General features: G+C 59.5%; 17 protein-coding genes. 3 read left to right on the forward strand and 14 right to left on the reverse strand.

What is annotated here, in order from left to right; genetic code table 11:
* Window positions 1–38: 38 nt before the first annotated feature.
* From F475_RS13115 to F475_RS13140, 6 genes are read right to left on the reverse strand one after another with little or no spacing between them, the layout of a single operon-like run.
* Window positions 39–1,781, reverse strand: a complete 1,743-nt coding sequence (locus tag F475_RS13115) for an ABC transporter substrate-binding protein (protein ID WP_111454072.1) — start codon at window positions 1,779–1,781, stop codon at window positions 39–41.
* A 46-nt stretch (window positions 1,782–1,827) separates the two neighbouring features.
* On the reverse strand, window positions 1,828–2,100 hold the full coding sequence (locus tag F475_RS13120; RefSeq protein WP_026345728.1) for a DUF2160 domain-containing protein: 273 nt from the start codon (window positions 2,098–2,100) through the stop codon (window positions 1,828–1,830).
* A gap of 10 nt (window positions 2,101–2,110) precedes the next feature.
* Window positions 2,111–2,911, reverse strand: coding sequence for a carbohydrate ABC transporter permease (locus F475_RS13125; RefSeq protein ID WP_018925489.1), 801 nt, complete (start codon window positions 2,909–2,911; stop codon window positions 2,111–2,113).
* Between the two features lie 8 nt (window positions 2,912–2,919).
* A complete protein-coding gene (locus F475_RS13130) occupies window positions 2,920–3,786 on the reverse strand; it encodes a carbohydrate ABC transporter permease (protein ID WP_064618816.1) in 867 nt (288 codons plus the stop codon).
* A complete protein-coding gene (locus F475_RS13135) occupies window positions 3,783–4,880 on the reverse strand; it encodes an ABC transporter ATP-binding protein (RefSeq protein WP_111454073.1) in 1,098 nt (365 codons plus the stop codon). Before F475_RS13135 ends, F475_RS13130 begins: the two co-directional genes overlap by 4 nt.
* On the reverse strand, window positions 4,880–5,974 hold the full coding sequence (locus F475_RS13140) for an ABC transporter ATP-binding protein (RefSeq protein ID WP_018925486.1): 1,095 nt from the start codon (window positions 5,972–5,974) through the stop codon (window positions 4,880–4,882). The genes F475_RS13135 and F475_RS13140 overlap by 1 nt, the downstream gene beginning before the upstream one ends.
* Before the next feature lie 280 nt (window positions 5,975–6,254).
* Between F475_RS13140 and F475_RS13145 the strand changes: the two genes are divergently transcribed.
* A complete protein-coding gene (locus F475_RS13145; RefSeq protein WP_111454074.1) occupies window positions 6,255–8,135 on the forward strand; it encodes a sigma-54-dependent Fis family transcriptional regulator in 1,881 nt (626 codons plus the stop codon).
* A gap of 78 nt (window positions 8,136–8,213) precedes the next feature.
* Here the strand turns inward: F475_RS13145 and cysS are convergent, their stop codons facing one another.
* Both cysS and F475_RS13155 read right to left on the reverse strand, forming a co-directional pair.
* Window positions 8,214–9,596 carry a cysteine--tRNA ligase gene (gene cysS, locus F475_RS13150; RefSeq protein ID WP_111454075.1) on the reverse strand — a complete coding sequence of 461 codons (1,383 nt, stop codon included), beginning with the start codon at window positions 9,594–9,596 and terminating at the stop codon, window positions 8,214–8,216.
* Window positions 9,597–9,616: 20 nt separating this feature from the next.
* On the reverse strand, window positions 9,617–11,317 hold the full coding sequence (locus F475_RS13155) for a glutamine--tRNA ligase/YqeY domain fusion protein (RefSeq protein WP_111454076.1): 1,701 nt from the start codon (window positions 11,315–11,317) through the stop codon (window positions 9,617–9,619).
* Window positions 11,318–11,579: 262 nt separating this feature from the next.
* On the opposite strand from F475_RS13155, the gene F475_RS13160 reads away from it, so the two are divergent.
* Both F475_RS13160 and lpxH read left to right on the forward strand, forming a co-directional pair.
* The gene (locus tag F475_RS13160; RefSeq protein ID WP_086944998.1) at window positions 11,580–12,083 is read left to right on the forward strand and encodes a peptidylprolyl isomerase; all 504 of its coding nucleotides are present in this window, start codon (window positions 11,580–11,582) and stop codon (window positions 12,081–12,083) included.
* Window positions 12,080–12,832: a UDP-2,3-diacylglucosamine diphosphatase gene (gene lpxH, locus F475_RS13165; RefSeq protein ID WP_111454077.1), complete on the forward strand. Its 753-nt coding sequence runs from the start codon at window positions 12,080–12,082 to the stop codon at window positions 12,830–12,832. The genes F475_RS13160 and lpxH overlap by 4 nt, the downstream gene beginning before the upstream one ends.
* Window positions 12,833–12,869: 37 nt before the next feature.
* Here the strand turns inward: lpxH and F475_RS13170 are convergent, their stop codons facing one another.
* From F475_RS13170 to F475_RS13195, 6 genes are all read right to left on the reverse strand, one after another.
* The gene (locus tag F475_RS13170; protein ID WP_018925480.1) at window positions 12,870–14,399 is read right to left on the reverse strand and encodes a DHA2 family efflux MFS transporter permease subunit; all 1,530 of its coding nucleotides are present in this window, start codon (window positions 14,397–14,399) and stop codon (window positions 12,870–12,872) included.
* A gap of 126 nt (window positions 14,400–14,525) precedes the next feature.
* Window positions 14,526–15,734 carry an HlyD family efflux transporter periplasmic adaptor subunit gene (locus F475_RS13175; RefSeq protein WP_018925479.1) on the reverse strand — a complete coding sequence of 403 codons (1,209 nt, stop codon included), beginning with the start codon at window positions 15,732–15,734 and terminating at the stop codon, window positions 14,526–14,528.
* Between the two features lie 15 nt (window positions 15,735–15,749).
* Complete coding sequence (locus F475_RS13180; protein ID WP_111454078.1) at window positions 15,750–17,219, reverse strand: efflux transporter outer membrane subunit; 1,470 nt, start codon at window positions 17,217–17,219, stop codon at window positions 15,750–15,752.
* Window positions 17,209–17,688: a MarR family winged helix-turn-helix transcriptional regulator gene (locus F475_RS13185; RefSeq protein ID WP_111454079.1), complete on the reverse strand. Its 480-nt coding sequence runs from the start codon at window positions 17,686–17,688 to the stop codon at window positions 17,209–17,211. Before F475_RS13185 ends, F475_RS13180 begins: the two co-directional genes overlap by 11 nt.
* 193 nt (window positions 17,689–17,881) lie before the next feature.
* On the reverse strand, window positions 17,882–19,201 hold the full coding sequence (locus tag F475_RS13190; protein ID WP_026286361.1) for an OprD family porin: 1,320 nt from the start codon (window positions 19,199–19,201) through the stop codon (window positions 17,882–17,884).
* 191 nt (window positions 19,202–19,392) lie between these two features.
* Window positions 19,393–20,226 (reverse strand): phosphodiesterase, encoded by an 834-nt coding sequence (locus F475_RS13195; protein ID WP_064618825.1) that lies wholly within the window; start codon window positions 20,224–20,226, stop codon window positions 19,393–19,395.
* Window positions 20,227–20,250 lie beyond the last annotated feature (24 nt).

Genomic DNA, 20,250 nt, shown 5'->3' on the forward strand with positions numbered 1-20,250 from the left:
GCACCCGAAGGTGCCGTTCGACGTCGCAGGCCGATCTGTTACTTACGCGCCACCTCCCACGATTTCAGCAGTTCGGCATAGCTCACGGTTTCACCCTTGGGCTTCTCGTTGGCCAGTTTCGGCTTCGGTGCGCCCGGTTGGTCGAACCAGTATTGCGCGTCGCGTTCCGGGTTCATTTTCGGCGCGCAAGTGGCCTGGGCCTTGGAGCGTTCCAGACGGGTCATGATCGCGTCCTGATCCTTGGCCAGACCATCGAGCGCCTGTTGCGGGGTTTTCTCGCCGCTGGCGGCTTCGGCGATGTGGCTCCACCACAACTGCGCCAGACGCGGATAGTCCGGCACGTTGGTGCCGGTCGGGGTCCATTGCACCCGCGCCGGGCTGCGATAGAACTCGACCAGGCCACCGAGCTTCGGCGCCAGGTCGGTCATGGCTTGAGAGTTGATGTCCGACTCGCGGATCGGTGTCAGGCCGACGATGGTTTTCCTTAGCGACACGGTTTTCGAGGTCACGAACTGCGCGTACAGCCAGGCCGCGAGTTTCTGTTTCTCAGGCGTGGACTTCATGAATGTCCAGGAACCCACGTCCTGATACCCAAGCTTCATGCCCTCTTCCCAGTACGGCCCTCTCGGCGACGGCGCCATGCGCCACTTCGGCGTACCGTCGGCGTTCACCACCGGCAGGCCCGGTTTGGTCATGTCGGCGGTAAAGGCGGAGTACCAGAAGATCTGTTGGGCAATGTTGCCCTGAGACGGTACCGGGCCAGACTCGGAAAAGGTCATGCCCGCTGCTTCCGGCGGCGCATAGGCCTTCATCCAGTCGACGTATTTCTGTGTCGCGAACACCGCCGCCGGGCCGTTGGTGTCGCCGCCGCGGGTCACGCTGGAACCGACCGGATGGCAGTCCTCGACACGGATGCCCCACTCGTCCACCGGCAAGCCGTTGGGCAGCCCCTTGTCGCCGCCGCCGGCCATGGAGAACCAGGCATCGGTGAAGCGCCAGCCCAGGGATGGATCCTTCTTGCCGTAGTCCATGTGCCCGTAGATGCGTTTGCCGTCGATTTCCTTGACGTCTTCGCTGAAGAATTTGGCGATGTCTTCATAGGCCGACCAGTTCACCGGCACGCCCAATTCGTAGCCGTACTTTTCCTTGAATTTTGCTTTCAGGTCCGCCCGATCGAACCAGTCGGCGCGGAACCAGTAAAGGTTGGCGAACTGCTGGTCGGGCAGCTGATAGATCTTGCCGTCCGGCGCGGTGGTGAAGGAAATGCCGATGAAGTCCTTGATGTCGAGGGTCGGCGAGGTGAAGTTCTTGCCTTCGTTGGCCATCAGGTCGGTGATCGACTCGGTCTTGCCATAGCGAAAGTGCGTACCGATCAGGTCGGAGTCGTTGACCCAGCCGTCATAGATGCTCTTGTCCGACTGCATCACGGTCTGCAGCTTTTCCACCACATCGCCTTCTTGCAGCAGGTCGTGGGTGACTTTGATCCCGGTGATCTCGGTGAAGGCCTTGGCCAGCACCTTGGACTCGTATTCATGGGTGGTCAGGGTTTCCGAGACAACCTTGATGTCCATCCCGCGAAACGGCTCGGCCGCCTTGATGAACCACTTCAATTCCGCGAGTTGCTGATCGGCCGTCAAGGTGGACGGTTTGAATTCGCCGCCGATCCACTTTTTCGCAGCGTCTTCGTAGGCATCAGCCCAGGCCGATGCGCTCAATCCGCTGAGTGCCAGCATGGCTGCCAGTGAAATGCTATGTCGCAGCTTATTGTTTTTATCGAACATAAGACCTCCTTTATGGGTTTCGGAGCAACATTGCCGAGCGATTCGACTAGCCCCAACGCATCACAGCCAACAGCCACACCAGGGACAACGCGAACGCTATCCAGATGCTCCAGTCGGTGACGCCGATTACCAGCAAATGCAGGTAGGCGCTGCCGAGAAGACCGATAAACAGCCGATCGCCACGGGTGGTGGTAATCGGCAGAAAACCTTTTCGAAGAATGCTTGGCGAACGCAACTCCCAGGTCGTCATGCCCACCAGGATCAAGGCTATGACGCCGAAGAACGCCGCCGTCGGGCTGGTCCAACTCATCCATTCCATCATCAGTTCCTCATACCCGGCCCAGGGCAAAGCCCTTGGCCACGTGGTTGCGAACAAACCAGATCACCAGCATGCCCGGCAGGATGGTCAACACCCCCGCCGCTGCCAGCACGCCCCAGTCGATGCCGGACGCCGAGACCGTGCGAGTCATCACCGCGGCGATGGGTTTGGCGTTCACCGACGTCAGGGTTCGCGCCAGCAACAATTCGACCCAGGAAAACATGAAGCAGAAAAACGCCGTGACACCGATCCCGGAGCCGATCAGCGGAACGAAAATCTTCACGAAGAACTTGGGAAAGCTGTAGCCATCGATGTAGGCGGTTTCGTCGATTTCCTTGGGAACGCCAGACATGAAGCCCTCAAGAATCCACACCGCCAGCGGCACGTTAAACAGACAGTGAGCCAACGCCACCGCGATGTGCGTGTCGAACAAGCCGATCGAGGAATACAGCTGGAAGAACGGCAGCAGGAACACCGCCGGCGGTGCCATGCGGTTGGTCAGCAGCCAGAAAAACAGGTGCTTGTCACCGAGAAAGCGATAACGCGAAAACGCATAGGCCGCCGGCAACGCCACGGTCAGGGAAATGATTGTGTTCATGCTGACGTAGTACGCCGAGTTGAGGTAGCCGGTGTACCAGCTCGGGTCGGTGAAGATCACCTTGTAGTTGGCGAAAGTGAAATCCTGGGGAAACAGCGTCAGGCCGCCGAGGATTTCGGTGTTGCTCTTGAAGGACATGTTCAGCAGCCAGTAGATCGGCACCAGCAGGAACAGGATGTAGACCAGCAGCGGAATCAGCTTTCTCTTGCTCATGGCAGGCCTCACCGATTGGCGTCAGAGTGAGTCATGGCGGTGTAGAACAGCCACGACACCAACAGGATGATCAGGAAGTACACCAGCGAGAAAGCCGCCGCCGGGCCGAGGTCGAATTGCCCTACGGCCATCTGGGTCAAGGTCTGACTCAGGAAGGTCGTGGCATTGCCCGGACCACCACCGGTCAGCACGAACGGTTCGGTGTAGATCATGAAACTGTCCATGAAGCGCAGCATCACCGCGATCAGCAGCACGCTCTTGAGCTTGGGCAACTGGATGTGCCGGAACACCGCCCAGGCCGACGCCCGATCGATCCGCGCCGCCTGGTAATACACATCCGGAATCGCCCGCAGACCGGAGAAACACAACAACGCCACCAGCGACGTCCAGTGCCAGACGTCCATCACCAACACCGTGACCCAGGCGTCCATGGTGTTGGCCGCATAGTTGTAGCTGATGCCCATGCCGTTGAGGCTGGACCCAAGCAAGCCGATGTCGGCCCGACCGAAAATCTGCCAGATGGTGCCGACCACGTTCCACGGGATCAGCAGCGGAATCGCCAGGATAATCAGCACCAGCGACGACCAGCGGCCCTTGATCGGCATGGTCAGGGCGATGGCGATACCCAACGGAATTTCGATCAATAACACGCAGGCGGAATAGATGAACTGGCGCAGCAGCGAGTCATGCAGCCGTGGGTCGAGCAACACCTGCTTGTACCAATCGGCGCCGACGAAATAGCGGCTGGACTGGTCGAAGATGTCCTGCACCGAATAGTTGACCACGGTCATCATCGGGATCACCGCACTGAACGCCACCAGCAGGAACACCGGCAGCACCAGCCACCAGGCCTTGTTGTTCTGCACCTTGTTCATGGCAGCACCTCCAGCAAATAATCATCGGCGTAGACCATCAGCCATTGCCCCGGGAAACTGATGTACGCCGTGCCCTCGGGCACCGGTTTGTCTTCGGCCAGGCGTACTTTCAGCAGCACGCCGTCGAGGTTCAGGGTCATGATTTTGTAGGTGCCCAGGTCCTCGACGTGTACGACCTTAGCCCGCAACGCGTCATCAAAGGCTTCCTCCCACACATGAACGAACTCCGGACGGATGCCGACCTTCAGGGTTTTCCATTCGCTGTCGGCGATCCGTTGCTGCATCGCGTGGGACAACGGCAAGTGAGTCCCGGCAAAACCGACACCGCCGGCCTGCGGCTGGACGTCGATCAGGTTCATCCCCGGGCTACCGATGAAATAGCCGACAAAGGTGTGGCTCGGCCGCTCGAACAATTCCCGTGGCGTACCGAACTGCACGATCTGCCCGCCGTACATCACCGCGATCTTGTCGGCGAAGGTCGAGGCTTCGAGCTGATCGTGGGTGACATAGACCATGGTGATGTTGAACTGCTCGTGGATCTGCTTGAGCTTGCGCCGCAGCTTCCACTTCAGGTGCGGGTCGATCACCGTCAGCGGTTCATCGAAGAGGATCGCCGACACGTCATCGCGCACCAGCCCACGGCCCATGGAGACTTTCTGTTTTTCATCGGCGGTGAGGTTGCGCGCCTTCTTGTGCAGCAATGCCTGAAGGTCGAGGACTTCGGCGATTTCATGCACCTTGCTGAAAATCTTCGCTTCGACCATGCCCTGATTGCGCAGCGGGAAAGCCAGGTTGTCGAACACCGTCATGGTGTCGTAGACCACCGGAAACTGGAAAACCTGGGCGATGTTGCGCTTTTCCGGGGTCAGTTCGTTGACCACTTTGCTGTCGAACATCACCTGGCCCTGGGACGGGCTGAGCAAGCCGGAAATGATGTTGAGCAAGGTCGACTTGCCGCACCCCGATGGCCCGAGCAGCGCATAGGCGCCGCCCTGCTCCCAGACGTGGTCCATCTCACGGATCGCGTAATCCTCAGGGCCGGCGGGTGTGCGGGTGTAGCTGTGGGCAAGGCTCTGCAAACGGATTTCGGCCATCAGGCAACCCTCGCAATGCGGCGACCGGGCGCCTGGACCAGCCGCCCCTGCATATCGAACACAAACAGTTTATGAGTCGGGATATAGATGCGAATCGGCGCATCGACGTCGTATTCGTGCACCCCCGGCAAGTGCAGCACCAACAGGAAATACTCGTTGCGCACGTGCAGGAAGGTTTCCGAACCGCTGATCTCGGCCACCTCGACGGTCACCGCCAGTTCCAGATCGTCATCGTTGCTCGGCACCAGCGAGATATGGCTGGGACGCACGCCGAAACGGAACTCGCCCTCGCCCACGGGACGCAGATCGACGTTCAACGGGAAGTGCACGAAATTGGCGAAACTCACTTCGTTGCCGGCAATGCGCCCCGGCATCAGGTTGATCGGTGGCTCGGAGAACAACTCCGCCGCCAGCACGGTTTGCGGCTGGTGATAGACCTCGGAGGACTTGCCGCTCTGAATCACCCGGCCTTCGTGAAGAATCGTCGTGGTGCCGCCCAGCGCCAGGGCTTCGTTGGGTTCGGTGGTGGCGTAAATCGCGATGGTATTGCGCGCCTTGAACAGCTCGCGCATTTCCTGGCGCAGCTCTTCGCGCAGCTTGTAGTCGAGGTTGACCAGCGGCTCGTCGAACAGAATCAGCTCGGCGTCCTTGACCAGCGCCCGGGCCATGGCCGTGCGCTGTTGCTGGCCGCCGGAGAGCTCCAGTGGATGGCGCTGGAGGAATTTCTCGATGCGCAGCATCTTCGCGGTTTCCAGCACTTTGCTCTGGATCAGCTCATTGGCAACGCCACCCTGACGCAGCGGCGAGGCGATGTTCTCGAACACCGTCATGGTCGGGTAATTGATGAACTGCTGATAGACCATCGACACATTGCGCAAACGCACCGGGCGCTGGGTGACGTCGACGCCGTTCATCAGGATGCGGCCGCTGTCGGGTTTGTCCAGACCGGCCATCAGGCGCATGAGGCTGGTTTTGCCGGACAGCGTGCGACCGAGCAAAACGTTGAACGATCCGGGTTCGAAATTAAGGCACGCATCGTCGATCCAGGTCTGGCCTTCGATGGTGCGGCTGACATGTTCCAGGATTAGTGACATGGCTCGGCCTTTTTTTATTTTTTGAGTCAAGCGACCGGAGCTACATAGCGACATCCGTGCCAAAAATCTCAAGCGTTTGATTTGGCTGGAAATCCCATCAAACAAGATAAAAATCGGATTCGTTGATGAACAGAAATGAACAACCACGAATGAACAACTGAACAATTCAACGATTGACAATGAACAAATGTGAACAACACTCTACGGATGTTTTTTGCGTGGCCCTCACGTGATGCAAAACCCATAAAAACAATAAAAGCTTGCCCAGAGATCGACCGCCATGGCCGTACCTGTCTCAAAGCGCTCCCACGACGCCATCATCCAGGACTCCTGGTCCCGCTGCCGCGCGTTCGGGCTCGATCATCAGAGCGCTCCGGCGTTCGATCAGCTGCCGGCAGACGGCATCGCCCACTTGCTGGAGAGCCAGCATTCCCTGGTGCAAACCACCCATCAGGAAGTCCTGCCGTATTACGAAAACATCCTCAGCAACTCCAATTGCCTGATCATGCTCGCCGACAATCACGGCCAGGTGCTGACGTCGTGGGGTACCCAGCGTTTCATCGAACCGAGCCTGACCCGCGGTTTCAGCGTCGGCGCCAGCTGGATGGAGCATTGCAGCGGGACCAATGCGATCGGCACCGCGCTGGCCTGCGAGCAGGCCGTGCACATCGAGCACGATGAACATTTCCTCAAGGCCAACCGCTTCATGACCGGTTCCGCCGCGCCGATTTTCGATGCCGAGCGCAAGGTGATCGCGGTGCTGGATGTGTCCAGCGACAGCTACCTGCCGCCCTCCCACACCCTGGGCATGGTCAAGATGATGAGCCAGACCGTGGAGAACCGGCTGATCCTCAACCTGTTCCACGGCCAGCATTTCCAACTGACCTTCAACACCGGGTTGAACAACCTCGACAGCCAATGGGCCGGGATGCTGATCTTCGATGAAACCGGTCAGGTACTGTCGGCCAACCGCCGGGCCGACAATCTGCTGGGCATCAGCCTGTCGCGGGTCAGCGTCGAAAGCCTGTTCAAAGTCTCGTTGATGGAACTGCTGAATCAGCCGGACGGCCTGCCGTTTTCCCTGCAAGCCTCAGGAAACAACCGTTTCCAGTGCGTGCTGAAACGACCGAAACAGGCGTCGATTCAGGCGCGGCTGTTTGCAGAAAAAAAGAGCGCTGAAACGAAAAGCCCTGAAATAAAGTGCACTGAGCCCACCCTGGCAGCGCCCGCCGCGATCAGCCTCAACACCCTGCACTTTGGCGACAGCCGCGTGGAAAAAGCCGTGCGCCAGGCCGAACGTTTGCTGGAGAAGGACATTCCATTGTTGATCCACGGGGAAACCGGGGTCGGCAAGGAAGTCTTCGTCAAAGCCCTGCACCACGCCAGCTCACGCAGCAAACAACCGTTCATTGCCGTCAACTGTGCAGCGATCCCCGCCGAACTGGTGGAGTCCGAGCTGTTTGGCTACGAGAAAGGCGCGTTCACCGGCGCCAACCAGAAAGGCAGCATCGGGCTGATCCGCAAGGCCGACAAAGGCACCCTGTTCCTCGATGAAATCGGCGACATGCCGCTACCGACCCAGGCCCGGCTGCTGCGGGTATTGCAGGAACGTTGCGTACAACCGGTGGGCAGCAGCGAGTTGTTCCCGGTGGACATCCGGATCATCTCGGCGACCAACCGCTCATTGCGCGAGCAGGTGCAGTTGGGGCGGTTTCGTGAGGATTTGTATTACCGCATCGGTGGTTTGACCCTGGAACTGCCACCGCTCAGGGAACGCAGCGACAAGCAGGCACTGTTCAAGCGCTTGTGGGAGCAACACCGTGAACCGTCGCAGTGGGCCGGGTTGAGCCCCGAGGTGCTGGAACTGTTCAGCCGCCATCCGTGGCCGGGGAATTTGCGTCAGGTCAGCAGCGTGATGCAGGTGGCGTTGGCCATGGCCGAAGAGCAACCCGTACGGCCGGAACATTTGCCGGATGATTTTTTTGTCGATCTGGAGATGGAGCCGGTGGATACGCCGGAGCCGATAGCCGTTGATTTGAATGATGCCGAGGCATTGAATCGGCAATTGCAGGCGGCTGGGGGAAATATTTCGCACTTGGCGCGGCGGTTAGGGGTTAGTCGCAATACCCTTTACAAGCGGTTGCGCCAATTGGGGGATTGAAGGCTGCGATCTTTTGATCTTCAACCAAACAAACAAAAACCCGCACAAGGCGGGTTTTGTTTGTAGCAAACGCAGCGATCAGTCAGCCAGACGCCAGGTCGTGCCGCCCTTGCCGTCTTCCAGCACCACGCCCATGGCGGTGAGCTGGTCGCGGATGCGGTCGGATTCGGCCCAGTCTTTGTTGGCACGGGCAGTCAGGCGCGCCTGGATCAGTGCATCGACTTCAGCCGCGTCGACCCGCCCTTCGGCACCGGCCTGCAGGAAGTCATCGGCTTCAAGCTGCAATACACCCAGCACGCTGGCCAGTTCCTTCAAGCGTGCCGCCAGACCGGCCGCCGCATCCAGATCGCTCTCGCGCAGACGGTTGATCTCGCGGACCATCTCGAACAGCACCGCACAGGCTTCCGGCGTGCCGAAGTCGTCGTTCATCACCTGGGTGAAACGCTCGACGAAGGCTTCGCCGCCAGCAGGTGCCACTTTCGGCAGGCCTTTCAACGCATGGTAGAAACGCTCGAGGGCGCCCTTGGCGTCCTTGAGGTTGTCTTCCGAATAGTTGATCGCGCTGCGGTAGTGGCTCGACACCAGCAGGTAACGCACGACTTCCGGGTGGTACTTTTCGAGCACGTCGCGAATGGTGAAGAAGTTGTTCAAGGACTTGGACATCTTCTCGCCATTGATGCGAATCATGCCGCAATGCATCCACGCGTTGGCGTAGGTTTTGCCGGTGGCCGCTTCGCTCTGGGCGATTTCGTTTTCGTGGTGCGGGAACTCGAGGTCGCTGCCGCCGCCATGAATGTCGAAAGTCTCGCCCAGGCAGCAGGTGGACATCACCGAGCACTCGATGTGCCAGCCCGGACGACCGTCGCCCCACGGCGATGGCCAGCTCGGCTCGCCTGGCTTGGCGCCTTTCCACAGCACGAAGTCCAGCGGGTCCTGTTTCGACTCGTCGACTTCGATTCGTGCGCCGATGCGCAGGTCTTCGATCTTCTTGCGCGACAGCTTGCCGTAGCCCATGAACTTGGCGACGCGGTAGTACACATCGCCATTGCCCGGTGCGTAGGCGTAACCCTTGTCGATCAGGGTCTGGATCATCGCGTGCATGCCCGGGATGTGATCCGTGGCACGCGGCTCCATGTCCGGTTTTTTGATGTTCAGGCGCGCTTCATCTTCGTGCATCGCCGCGATCATGCGCTCGGTCAAGGCCTCGAACGACTCGCCGTTCTCGTTGGCCCGATTGATGATCTTGTCGTCGATATCGGTGATGTTGCGCACGTAAGTCAGGTCGTAACCGCTGAACCGCAACCAGCGGGTCACCAGGTCGAACGCGACCATGCTGCGGCCATGGCCCAGGTGGCAGTAGTCGTACACGGTCATCCCGCAGACGTACATGCGCACCTTGTTGCCATCCAGCGGCTTGAAGACTTCTTTGCTCTTGGTGAGCGTGTTGTAGATCGTAAGCACGACGGTTCCTTAAGACTTGATCACTGGCCCCACGAATCACGCAGGGTCACGGTACGGTTGAATACCGGAGCGCCCGGTTTCGAGTCCTTGATATCCGCGACGAAGTAACCTTCGCGCTCGAACTGGAAACGGTCTTCCGGCTGTGCGTTGCCCAACGAGGGTTCAGCACGACAACCGGTGAGGACTTGCAGTGAGTCAGGGTTGATGTTGTCCAGGAAACTGGCGCTGTCTTCGGCCTTCTCCGGGTTCGGAGAACGGAACAGACGATCGTACAGACGCACTTCGCACTCGACGCTGGCCGCAGCCGGCACCCAGTGCACCACGCCTTTGACCTTGCGGCCTTCAGGGTTCTTGCCCAGGGTGTCCGGATCGTACGAGCAACGCAGTTCGACGATGTTGCCGTCGGCATCCTTGATCGCTTCGTCGGCACGGATCACGTAGCTGCCGCGCAGACGCACTTCGCCGTTCGGCTCCAGGCGCTTGTAGCCTTTTGGCGGCTCTTCCATGAAGTCATCGCGGTCGATGTAGATTTCACGGGCGAACGGCAGCTTGCGCACGCCGAGTTCTTCTTTCTGCGGATGACGTGGCAGTTCGAGATTCTCGACTTGGTCTTCCGGGTAGTTGGTGATCACGACTTTCAACGGACGCAGCACGCACATGGCGCGCGGGGCATTCGCGTCCAGGTCCTGACGGATGCTGAACTCGAGCATGCCGAAGTCGACCACGCCATCGGAACGGTTGGTGCCGATCATGTCGCAGAAGTTGCGGATCGACGCCGGGGTGTAGCCGCGGCGGCGGAAGCCCGACAGCGTGGACATGCGCGGATCGTCCCAGCCGTTGACGTGTTTCTCGTCCACAAGCTGCTTGAGCTTGCGCTTGCTGGTGATGGTGTAGTTGAGGTTCAGACGGCTGAATTCGTACTGACGCGGGTGCGCCGGCACCGGCAGGTTGTCGAGAAACCAGTCGTACAACGGACGATGGCTTTCAAACTCCAGGGTGCAGATCGAGTGGGTGATGCCTTCGATGGCGTCCGACTGACCGTGGGTGAAGTCGTAGTTCGGGTAGATGCACCACTTGTCGCCGGTCTGGTGGTGATGCGCGTGACGGATGCGATACATGATCGGGTCGCGCAGGTTCATGTTCGGCGAGGCCATGTCGATCTTGGCCCGCAGCACACGTGCGCCGTCCTTGAATTCGCCGGCCTTCATGCGAGCGAACAGGTCGAGGTTTTCCTCAACCGAGCGGTCGCGGAACGGGCTGTTCTTGCCCGGCTCGGTCAGGGTGCCACGGTATTCCTTGGCCTGTTCGGGGGTCAGGTCGTCGACATAGGCCTTGCCGGCCTTGATCAGCTCTACCGCCCAGTCGTGCAACTGGTCGAAATACTGCGAGGCATAGCGCACTTCACCGGACCATTCGAAGCCCAGCCATTTGACGTCGCTTTCGATCGCGTCGATGTATTCCTGGTCTTCCTTGGCCGGGTTGGTGTCGTCGAAACGCAGGTGCGTGACGCCGCCGAATTCCTGGGCCAGGCCGAAGTTCACACAGATCGACTTGGCGTGACCGATGTGCAGGTAACCGTTGGGCTCAGGCGGAAAACGGGTAACGATCTGCGTGTGCTTACCCGAGTCCAGGTCCGCCTGGATGATCGGGCGCAGGAAATTGACCGGCACGGCAGGGCCGGTCTTGGAATTCGAGGTAGGGTCGACAGTGGGCTTGCTCATAGGATCCTTGAACGTACAAGTGCGCGGCCAGTTGGCCAAATCAAAGCGGCTGTTATAAATCAAAGGGGCTTATCATAGCCGATGCTGTCAAGTGGCTGACAGAGCAGGCCGGCAATCGGTTGCATTTAATCGGCCGGCGATGAAAAACAGCCTCGAAATTCGCGTGCGGCACGCTAAACTGCGCACCTTGGCCGACACTGGCCGGACCGGTTGAGGGCTGTAGAGCCCCGAAACCCACGAATTCTTAGAATGAGTACCCATCATGACCAAAGTCAAACTGTCTACCAACTTCGGCGACATCGTCCTGCAACTGAACGCTGAAAAGGCACCGCTGACCGTTGCCAACTTCATCGAATACGTCAAGGCCGGTCACTACGAAAACACTGTTTTCCACCGCGTCATCGGTAACTTCATGATCCAGGGCGGCGGTTTCGAGCCTGGCATGAAAGAAAAGAAAGACAAGCGCCCAAGCATTCAGAACGAAGCCGACAACGGCCTGCCGAACAAGAAGTACAGCGTTGCCATGGCCCGCACCATGGAGCCGCATTCGGCTTCCGCGCAATTCTTCATCAACGTGGCTGACAACAGCTTCCTGAACCACAGCGCCAAGACCGTTCAGGGCTGGGGCTACGCGGTATTCGGCGAAGTGGTTGAAGGCACCGACGTCGTCGACAAGATCAAAGGCGTGGCCACCACCTCCAAGGCCGGTCACCAGGACGTACCTGCAGACGACGTGATCATCGAGAAAGCCGAGATCATTGAGTGATACTGCTGATTTCAGACTTGCATCTGGAAGAGGAGCGCCCGGACATTACCCGGGCGTTTCTGGATTTGCTCGCTGGACGCGCCCGCTCGGCGAGTGCGTTGTACATTCTGGGCGACTTTTTCGAGGCGTGGATTGGCGACGATGCCATGACAGCCTTCCAGCGCTCCATCTGCCAGGCCCTGCGCGACCTCAGCGACAGCGGCACGGCCATTTTCCTGATGCACGGCAATCGCGACTTCATGCTCGGCAAGGCCTTCTGCAAAGCGGCCGGCTGTACCTTGCTCAAAGATCCGAGTGTCGTGCAGTTTTACGGCGAGCCGGTGCTGTTGATGCACGGCGACAGCCTCTGCACCCGCGACGTAGGTTATATGAAGCTGCGGCGCTACCTGCGTAACCCGATCACCCTGTTCATCCTGCGCCATCTGCCTTTGGGCACACGGCATAAACTGGCGCGCAAGCTGCGCAGTGAAAGCCGTGCGCAAACGCGGATGAAGGCCAATGACATTGTCGATGTCACGCCGGAAGAAGTGCCGCGGGTCATGCAGGCCTATGGTGTGAAAACCTTGATCCACGGCCACACCCATCGCCCCGCCATCCACAAGTTGCAGATTGGCGAGCAGGCGGCCAAGCGCATTGTGCTGGGGGATTGGGACCGTCAAGGCTGGGCGTTGCAGGTGGATGAGCAAGGGTTTGCGTTGGCGCCGTTTGATTTCACCCCGCCGCCGCAATTGGCAGCACCTTCAGCCTGATCGTTCCCACGCTCTGCGTGGGACCGATCTTCCTGCCTCAGTGGCCGGAAGCAGCCGGCCCCGCCTTCGCCGCAAACGGCGGTTTCGCCAGCCATACCAGCAGAATCAAGCCCATGAACGCCCACCCCAGCAACGTGAAGTAATCCACGGTGGAGAGCATGTACGCCTGGCTGGTCAGTACATGATCCAGTTGCGCGTAGGCCGGGTTGCCCGCCCCGCCCAGCGTGTTCAACGCCTCCCGGGTTGCCGGCTCATAGGTGGTGATGCTTTCACTCAAATACGCATGGTGCTGATCGGCCCGGCGAATCCAGATCCAGGTGGTCAACGACGCCGCAAAACTGCCGCCCAGGGTCCGCAGGAAGGTCGCCAGCCCCGCGCCGTCGGCAATCTGGCTCGGCGGCAGGTCCGACATCAAAATGCTCAAGGTCGGCATGAAGAACAGCGCCACGCCAATGCCCATGAACAGCTGCACCAGGGCGATGTGCTGGAAGTCCACTTCGTTGGTAAACCCGGCGCGCATGAAACAACTCAAACCGATGCACAGGAACGCGCCACCGGCCAGCAATCGCAGGTCGAATTTGTGCGCGTACCTACCGACAAACGGCGACAACACCACCGGCAGAATGCCGATCGGTGCCACCGCCAGGCCAGCCCAGGTAGCGGTGTAGCCCATCTGGGTTTGCAGCCATTGCGGCAGGATCAGGTTGATGCCGAAGAACCCGGCGTAACCGCCCACCAGCACGATGGTGCCGATGCGGAAGTTGCGGTAGGCGAACAGCCGCAGGTTGACCACCGGGTGTTTGTCGGTCATTTCCCAGATCACGAACACTGCCAGCGCAATCACCGAAATAGCCGCGCCGATGATGATGAAGTTCGATTCGAACCAGTCCAGGTCATTGCCCTTGTCGAGAATCACCTGCAATGCGCCAACGCCAATGATCAAGGTGATCAGACCCACGTAATCCATCGGCTGGTAACTGGTCTCCACCGGACGCGCCTTGAGTTGCTGGCGCACCACCATCACGGCGAAAACCCCGATCGGCACGTTGATGAAGAAGATCCACGGCCAGCTGTAGCTGTCGGTGATCCAGCCGCCGAGGATGGGACCTGCAATCGGCGCCACTACCGTGACCATCGCCAGCAACGCCAGGGCCATGCCGCGCCTGGCGGGCGGATAGACCGCGATCAACAGCGTCTGGGTCATGGGGTACAACGGCCCGGCCACCAGGCCTTGCAGTACCCGAAAGCCGATCAGCTCCGGCATCGAAGTCGAGATACCGCACAGAAACGACGCCAGCACGAACAGCATCGTCGCCCAGAGAAACAGTTTCACCTCACCAAAGCGCCGGCTGAGCCAACCCGTCAGCGGCAGCGCGATGGCGTTGCTCACGGCAAACGAGGTGATCACCCAGGTGCCCTGCTCCGAACTCACGCCCAGGTTGCCGGAAATCGTCGGCAAAGCCACGTTGGCGATGGTGGTGTCGAGCACTTGCATGAACGTCGCCAGCGACAGGCCGATGGTGCTGAGCACCAGGCTGGGCGGCGAGAAAGAGGCGTTATGGCTCATCGCGAATCCTTTGGAGCTGAATTTTTTGGAGCGGGATTGGCACAGCGCCTGTTACTGACGCAGCTGACCTTGTGGGAGTGAGTGTGGAGAGGGAGCTCACCCCCACAGGGTCGGTGTGATGGCGAATCAGCGGTGCGCGGTTTTGCTGACCGCGGCGCTGTTATCGTGGATCAATTGGGTGATCATCGCGTCGGCCTCGACCAACTGACGGTCATACACATTGGTACTGAACGAAGCCTTTTGCGGTGGCTGTTGCGCCAACACCGGACCGCTCTGGTCACGCAGGTTCACCTCGACCTGAGTCGACAGGCCGACCCGCAACGGGTGCTTGGCCAGTTCTTCGGCATTGATGTGAATCCGCACCGGCACCCGCTGCACGATCTTGATCCAGTTACCGGTGGCGTTCTGCGCCGGCAGCAAGGCAAACGCACTGCCGGTCCCGGCACCGAGGCTGTCGATGGTGCCGCTGTATTTGACGTTGCTACCGTAGAGATCGGCTTCAATGTCCACCGGCTGACCGATGCGCATGTCACGCAGTTGGGTTTCCTTGAAATTCGCGTCGATCCACAGCTGATCCAGCGGAATCACCGCCATCAGCGCGGTGCCCGGCTGGACACGCTGACCGAGTTGCACGGTACGTTTGGCGACATAACCGGTGACCGGCGCGATCAAGGTGCTGCGGGCATTGTTCAGGTACGCCTGACGCACTTGCGCAGCGGCGGCCATCACGTCCGGGTGCGACGACACCACTGTGTCATCGACCAGCGCGCTGGTGGTCTTGAGCTGTTGTTGGGCGTTGGCCAGGGCGTTCTGCGCCGAGGTCAGGTCATCACGGGCGTGGGACAGCTCTTCCTGGGAAATCGCCCCGCCGGCAGCGAGGTTTTTCCGCCGATTGAAGTTCTCCTGAGCCTTTTGCACTTCGGCCTGCTGCGCATTGACCTGGGCTTTCATGCCGTCGACGTTACTGTACAAACCGCGCACCTGGCGCACAGTGCGGGCCAGGTTGGCCTGGGCGCTTTGCAGACCGACTTCGGCGTCGTTCGGATCGAAGTTGATCAGCACCTGGCCTTCATGGACCAAATCGCCATCGTCGGCGCCGATGCTGACCACGGTGCCGGTGACCAGCGGCGTGATTTCCACCACGTTGCCGTTCACATAGGCGTCGTCGGTGCTTTCGCTCCAGCGGCCGAAGAATTGGTGATAACCCCAGACGCCGGCTCCGGAGAGGATCACCATGATGGTCAGGACAAACAGCATCACCTTGCGCTTGCGCGGGTTGCTCGTGTCTTGACCGTTGTCAGGCGTTGGGGTTGGAGTTGTATCGGCAGTGGCCATGACAAGTACCTTGAATTAGTTGTGCTGCGTGGCTGGGGTTGCGTTGGCGGCGGTCAGGGTTTCGCCCTGAAATCCGCCACCCAGCGCTTGCATCAGTTGGATCGACAGGTCGATCTGCTCGGCATTCAGGTTGGCCAGCTGACGCTGGGCCTGGAGCAACTGCTGCTCGATGCTGAGCACGTCGAGGTAGTTGCCGATGCCGGAACCGTAGCGCTGGACCACGGTGTTGTAAGAATCCCGGGCGATGTCGGTGGCGTGTTGCTGGGCACCGATTTGCCGGCCGATATCGTGCAACTGGTTGATGGTGTCGCTGACATCGCCTAAAGCTTTCACCAGGCTTTTGTTGTACTGCGCCACCGCGAGGTCGTAATCGGCGTCGCGGGAATCGAGGTCGGCACGCAGGCGGCCGCCGTCGAAAATCGGCACCGAGATCGTTGGAGCGATGTTGAAGAAACGGCTCGCCGATCCAAACATCGCATCGCCCAGTAAAGATTCGGCACCCGCCGCCGCGCTCAAGTTCAAGTTGGGATAGAACTGTGTTTTGCCAGCGGCGATGTTCTTGCTCGCGGCCTCGACCCGCCAGCGCGCGGCCACGAGGTCGGGACGACGACCGAGCAGTTCGGCCGGCAATACCGACGGCAATGCAACGGCGCTGGCCTGAAGGACTTTCGGCCGGGCGATTTCGTTGCCGCGATCCGGGCCTTTGCCCAGCAGCACCGCCAAGGCGATTTTCGCGCTTTGCAGGCGTTTCTCGGCGTCGATCAGGCTGGCTTCGGCGCTGGCTTCAAGGCTTTCGGTTTGCTGGAACTGGTACTGACTATCGATCCCCGAGCTCAGGCGACGCTGGCTGAGGTCGAGCATTTGTTTGGTGCGCTTGAGGTCTTCGCTGGCCAGGTCATGGATGATGTGCGCCTGCCCCAGATCGCTGTAGGCGCGGGCGACGTCGGCGGACAAGGTCAGTTGCGCGGCCTGCTGATCGACTTCGGCGGCGCGGGCCTGGCCCAACGCGGCTTCCCAGGCATCGCGCTGGCCGCCCCAGAGGTCGAAGGTGTAATTGAAGCTGGCGCCGAGATTGCGCACGGTGGAGTAAGTGCCACCCCGCCCGCTCGGGTCTTTGTCGCGGGCCAGACGCGAACGGCTGACACCGGCGTTGGCATCGAGGGTGGGCATCCGTGCAGCATCGGCGGCATAGGCGGCAGCACTGGCCTGGTGAGCACGGGCGTCGGCGATTTGCATGTCGGGGCTGTCGTGCAGGGCTTCGCGGATCAAGCCGTCGAGCTGCGGGTCGCCGAGGCTTTTCCACCAGTCGCTTTTCGGCCATGCGGCGGGTGTCAGGGTCACGCCATTGAGCGACTGCCCGGCCTTGAGGTTCTTCGCATCGAGGCTGACGCCTTCGGTGCTCAGGCCACTGTAACTGGCGCAACCGGCGACGCTCATGGCCAACAGCACCAGGCTCAGTCCGGTACGCAGGCGTTTACTGTTCATCGCCACCTACCCGCAGCAAGGTGATCGAGTCACCCGCCGCTACCAGGATTTTCTTCAGGATGTGTTCCAGGGCTTTCAGTTCTTCCGGGGTGATGGCCCCGGCCAGTTCATTCATGGCATCGGCGCCGATTTCCGGCAGACGGTCAGTCAACTGTTGACCTTGTTCGGTCAGCACCAGTTGCACCTGACGGCGGTCTGCTTCGGAGCGTTGGCGGGCGAGGAAACCTTTCTGTTCCAGACGATCGAGCATGCGGGTCATCGAACCACTGTCCAGCGACAGGTGGCGGCACAGCTCGGCCGGGGTATCGACGCCGAACTGGGCCATGATGATCAACACTTTGAACTGCGCGGCGGTGATGCCGTGGGGTTCCATGTGCGTGTCGATGATCCGGTCCTTGAGCAGCGCGGCGCGTCCGAGCAAGAGGCCGAGATGGCAATTATGGAAATCGTATGAGGAGAAATGTTTCATCGGACCACCAATTAGCTGCCTAGGCAGTGAATGTATGTCGAGATATTACTGCTTAGGCAGCCAATGTCAACGCAATAGTTAGGATGCTTTGTATTTAGCTGATCGGCGGCGGGGGGATAGAGTGGTCAATCGTCGGCAGGAACAGGTTCACCCACATGATCGTGAACCTGTTCGCCGATGGGCTTGAAGGGGCTTACATCAGGGGAATGGAATAGCTCACGATCAGGCGATTCTGATCCTGATTGCGGGCGATATCGCTGCGTGACATTGCGTTGCGCCAGCCGAAACCGACGTTCTTCAACGCGCCACTTTGAATCACATAATCCAGGGAGATATCTCGCTCCCATTCGCTCGCGTCCTGGCCGCTTGTCGTCTGGATGTTGTTGCCCTTGAGATACATGACCGACGCCTTCAGACCCGGAACTCCCACGGCCGCGAAGTCGTAGGCATATTGCGCGAATGCGGTCCGTTCGCCGGCCTGGATGAAGGTTTGAATGGTGCGGTCGGTGTACAGATAAAGACTGGCGCCGCCCTCGCCTTTGTCGACCAGCCCGCCTTGATTGAGTTGAGCAAAGTTGCTGTCATCGGAAACGCTTTGATAACCCGCTGTAATGGCATGGCCGCCTAACGAGTAAATGAATGCCGCACTCCAGGTATCGTTGTCGATTTCACCCGTCCCGCCTTTGGTATAACCACCTAACTTGTAACCACTGGCACGCCCGGCGGCACTGCTGTTCTTGCCATCGGAAGTGGTCTTGAAATATCGCAAGTCGGTTTTCAGCGAGCCGTACTCACCCAACGGCAGTACATGCAATACACCGGCGAAGTGCTGTTGGTAATAGTCTTCAAGGTTGGCGTAGTAATACTGGGCAGTCAGGTCTTTAGTCAGTTTGTAATCAGCGCCGGCGAAGGTGAACTTGTTGCTTTCCTGGTTGGCACCCGCTACCGCCAGGCCGGCACTGTCGCTGGAACCGCGGCCAGTGGCATGCTCAAGTTGGCCGGCGGTAAAGGTCAGATTATCGAGTTCGTTGCTGGTGACCTGACCGCCTTCAAAGGTTTGCGGCAGCAGTCGACCATCGTTCGCCACCAGAATCGGCAACTTTGGCTGCAAGGTGCCGTAGCGCAACTCGGTCTTGGAGAACCGCATCTTTGCTGTCGCGCCGGCACGCGCCCATTGATCCGCGGCCTTATCGCCATCACTGGGAATCATTGAACTGCCGACATGCCGTCCTTCACCGCTGTCTAGCTTGATCCCAAGCAAACCGATCGCATCCAGACCGAAACCCACCGTACCGTCGGTGAACCCCGACTGATAGTTGAGCATGAAGCCTTGGCCCCATTCTTCAGTTTTCGACGGCGCGGCGGCACCGTCGCGGTTATCGTTATTGAAATAGAAGTTACGCAAGTTCAAGTTGGCTTTGCTGTCATTAATAAAATCAGCAGACGCCAAGGGACTCAGGGCCATGCCCAAACCGCCGGTCAAAAAACTTAATACTTGAAACGAGGCTTTCATCAGGGCGAACTCCAGCGCAGAAACCATGTTCTGTGCGCAGTAAAAAGACAGCAGGAAGCAACGGGCCCACCAATGGATAAGCCCGCGCATTAAGTCATCATTGAGATAAACGTCATGTAACCGTACTAAGTGGCCGTCGTTAAAACCTCCCCAAGCTAAATAAGCACAGCATCGTCATCGTCCTGGCGTTATCAGTCGATCAATCCATGATCGTCATAAAACGGATAAGGCCCGGCGTATTCACCGAACACGGCGTTGTGGGTCACCAGACCTTGTTGCGGATGCCAGCGATGTACCAGGTACCCCGCCGGCTCCAGATTGAAATGTGCGGGCGCGGATGCCTCCAGATCCAGCACGATCTGGTGGGAAGTGCCGGGGCACACACAACTCAACGAGCCGCCGAAGCGACGCTGCATGGGCCGATGCAGATGCCCACAAAGCAAGCGCTCTACCTGCGGATGGCGAGCGACGAGCGCTTCCAAAGCAGCGGTATTGATAAACGGCTCGTGGTCCATGTGGCCGATGCCCGTGATAAAGGGCGGATGATGGAGAATCAACAGCGTCGGTACATGGGGGCGACGGGACAATTGCTCATCGAGCCAGCGCAACTGGCTGTCCAGCAATTGACCGCCATGGGCGCCCGGCCGGGTCGAGTCCAAGCCGATCAGGCGTACCGGATGCTCCTCGACCACCCAGTCGAGCGGCGCGTTGGCGTTAGTCGGCAAATAAGTGTGATGGGTAAATCCCGCCAGTAGCTGCTCGCGATGATCGTGATTGCCGGGAACCAGATAGACAGGCATGTGCAATCGCGCCAGTTCGCGCTTGAGCACCGCGTATTCATCGGCACGGCCGAAATCCACCAGGTCGCCGCTGATGACCACGATGTCAGGGCGCGGTTGGCTGGCATTCAAATGATCCACCGCGCGCCGCAACGCGCCCAGACAATCGACCACGCCATAGGTCAGCTTTTGATCGGCTTTAAGGTGCAAATCGCTGATCTGCGCAATAAGAAACGGACTGTTCAAAATAAGTGCTCTTAAACAAAAAAC

The organism is Pseudomonas sp. URMO17WK12:I6 (assembly GCF_003253625.1).
In the GTDB taxonomy this organism is placed as follows: Bacteria; Pseudomonadota; Gammaproteobacteria; order Pseudomonadales; family Pseudomonadaceae; genus Aquipseudomonas.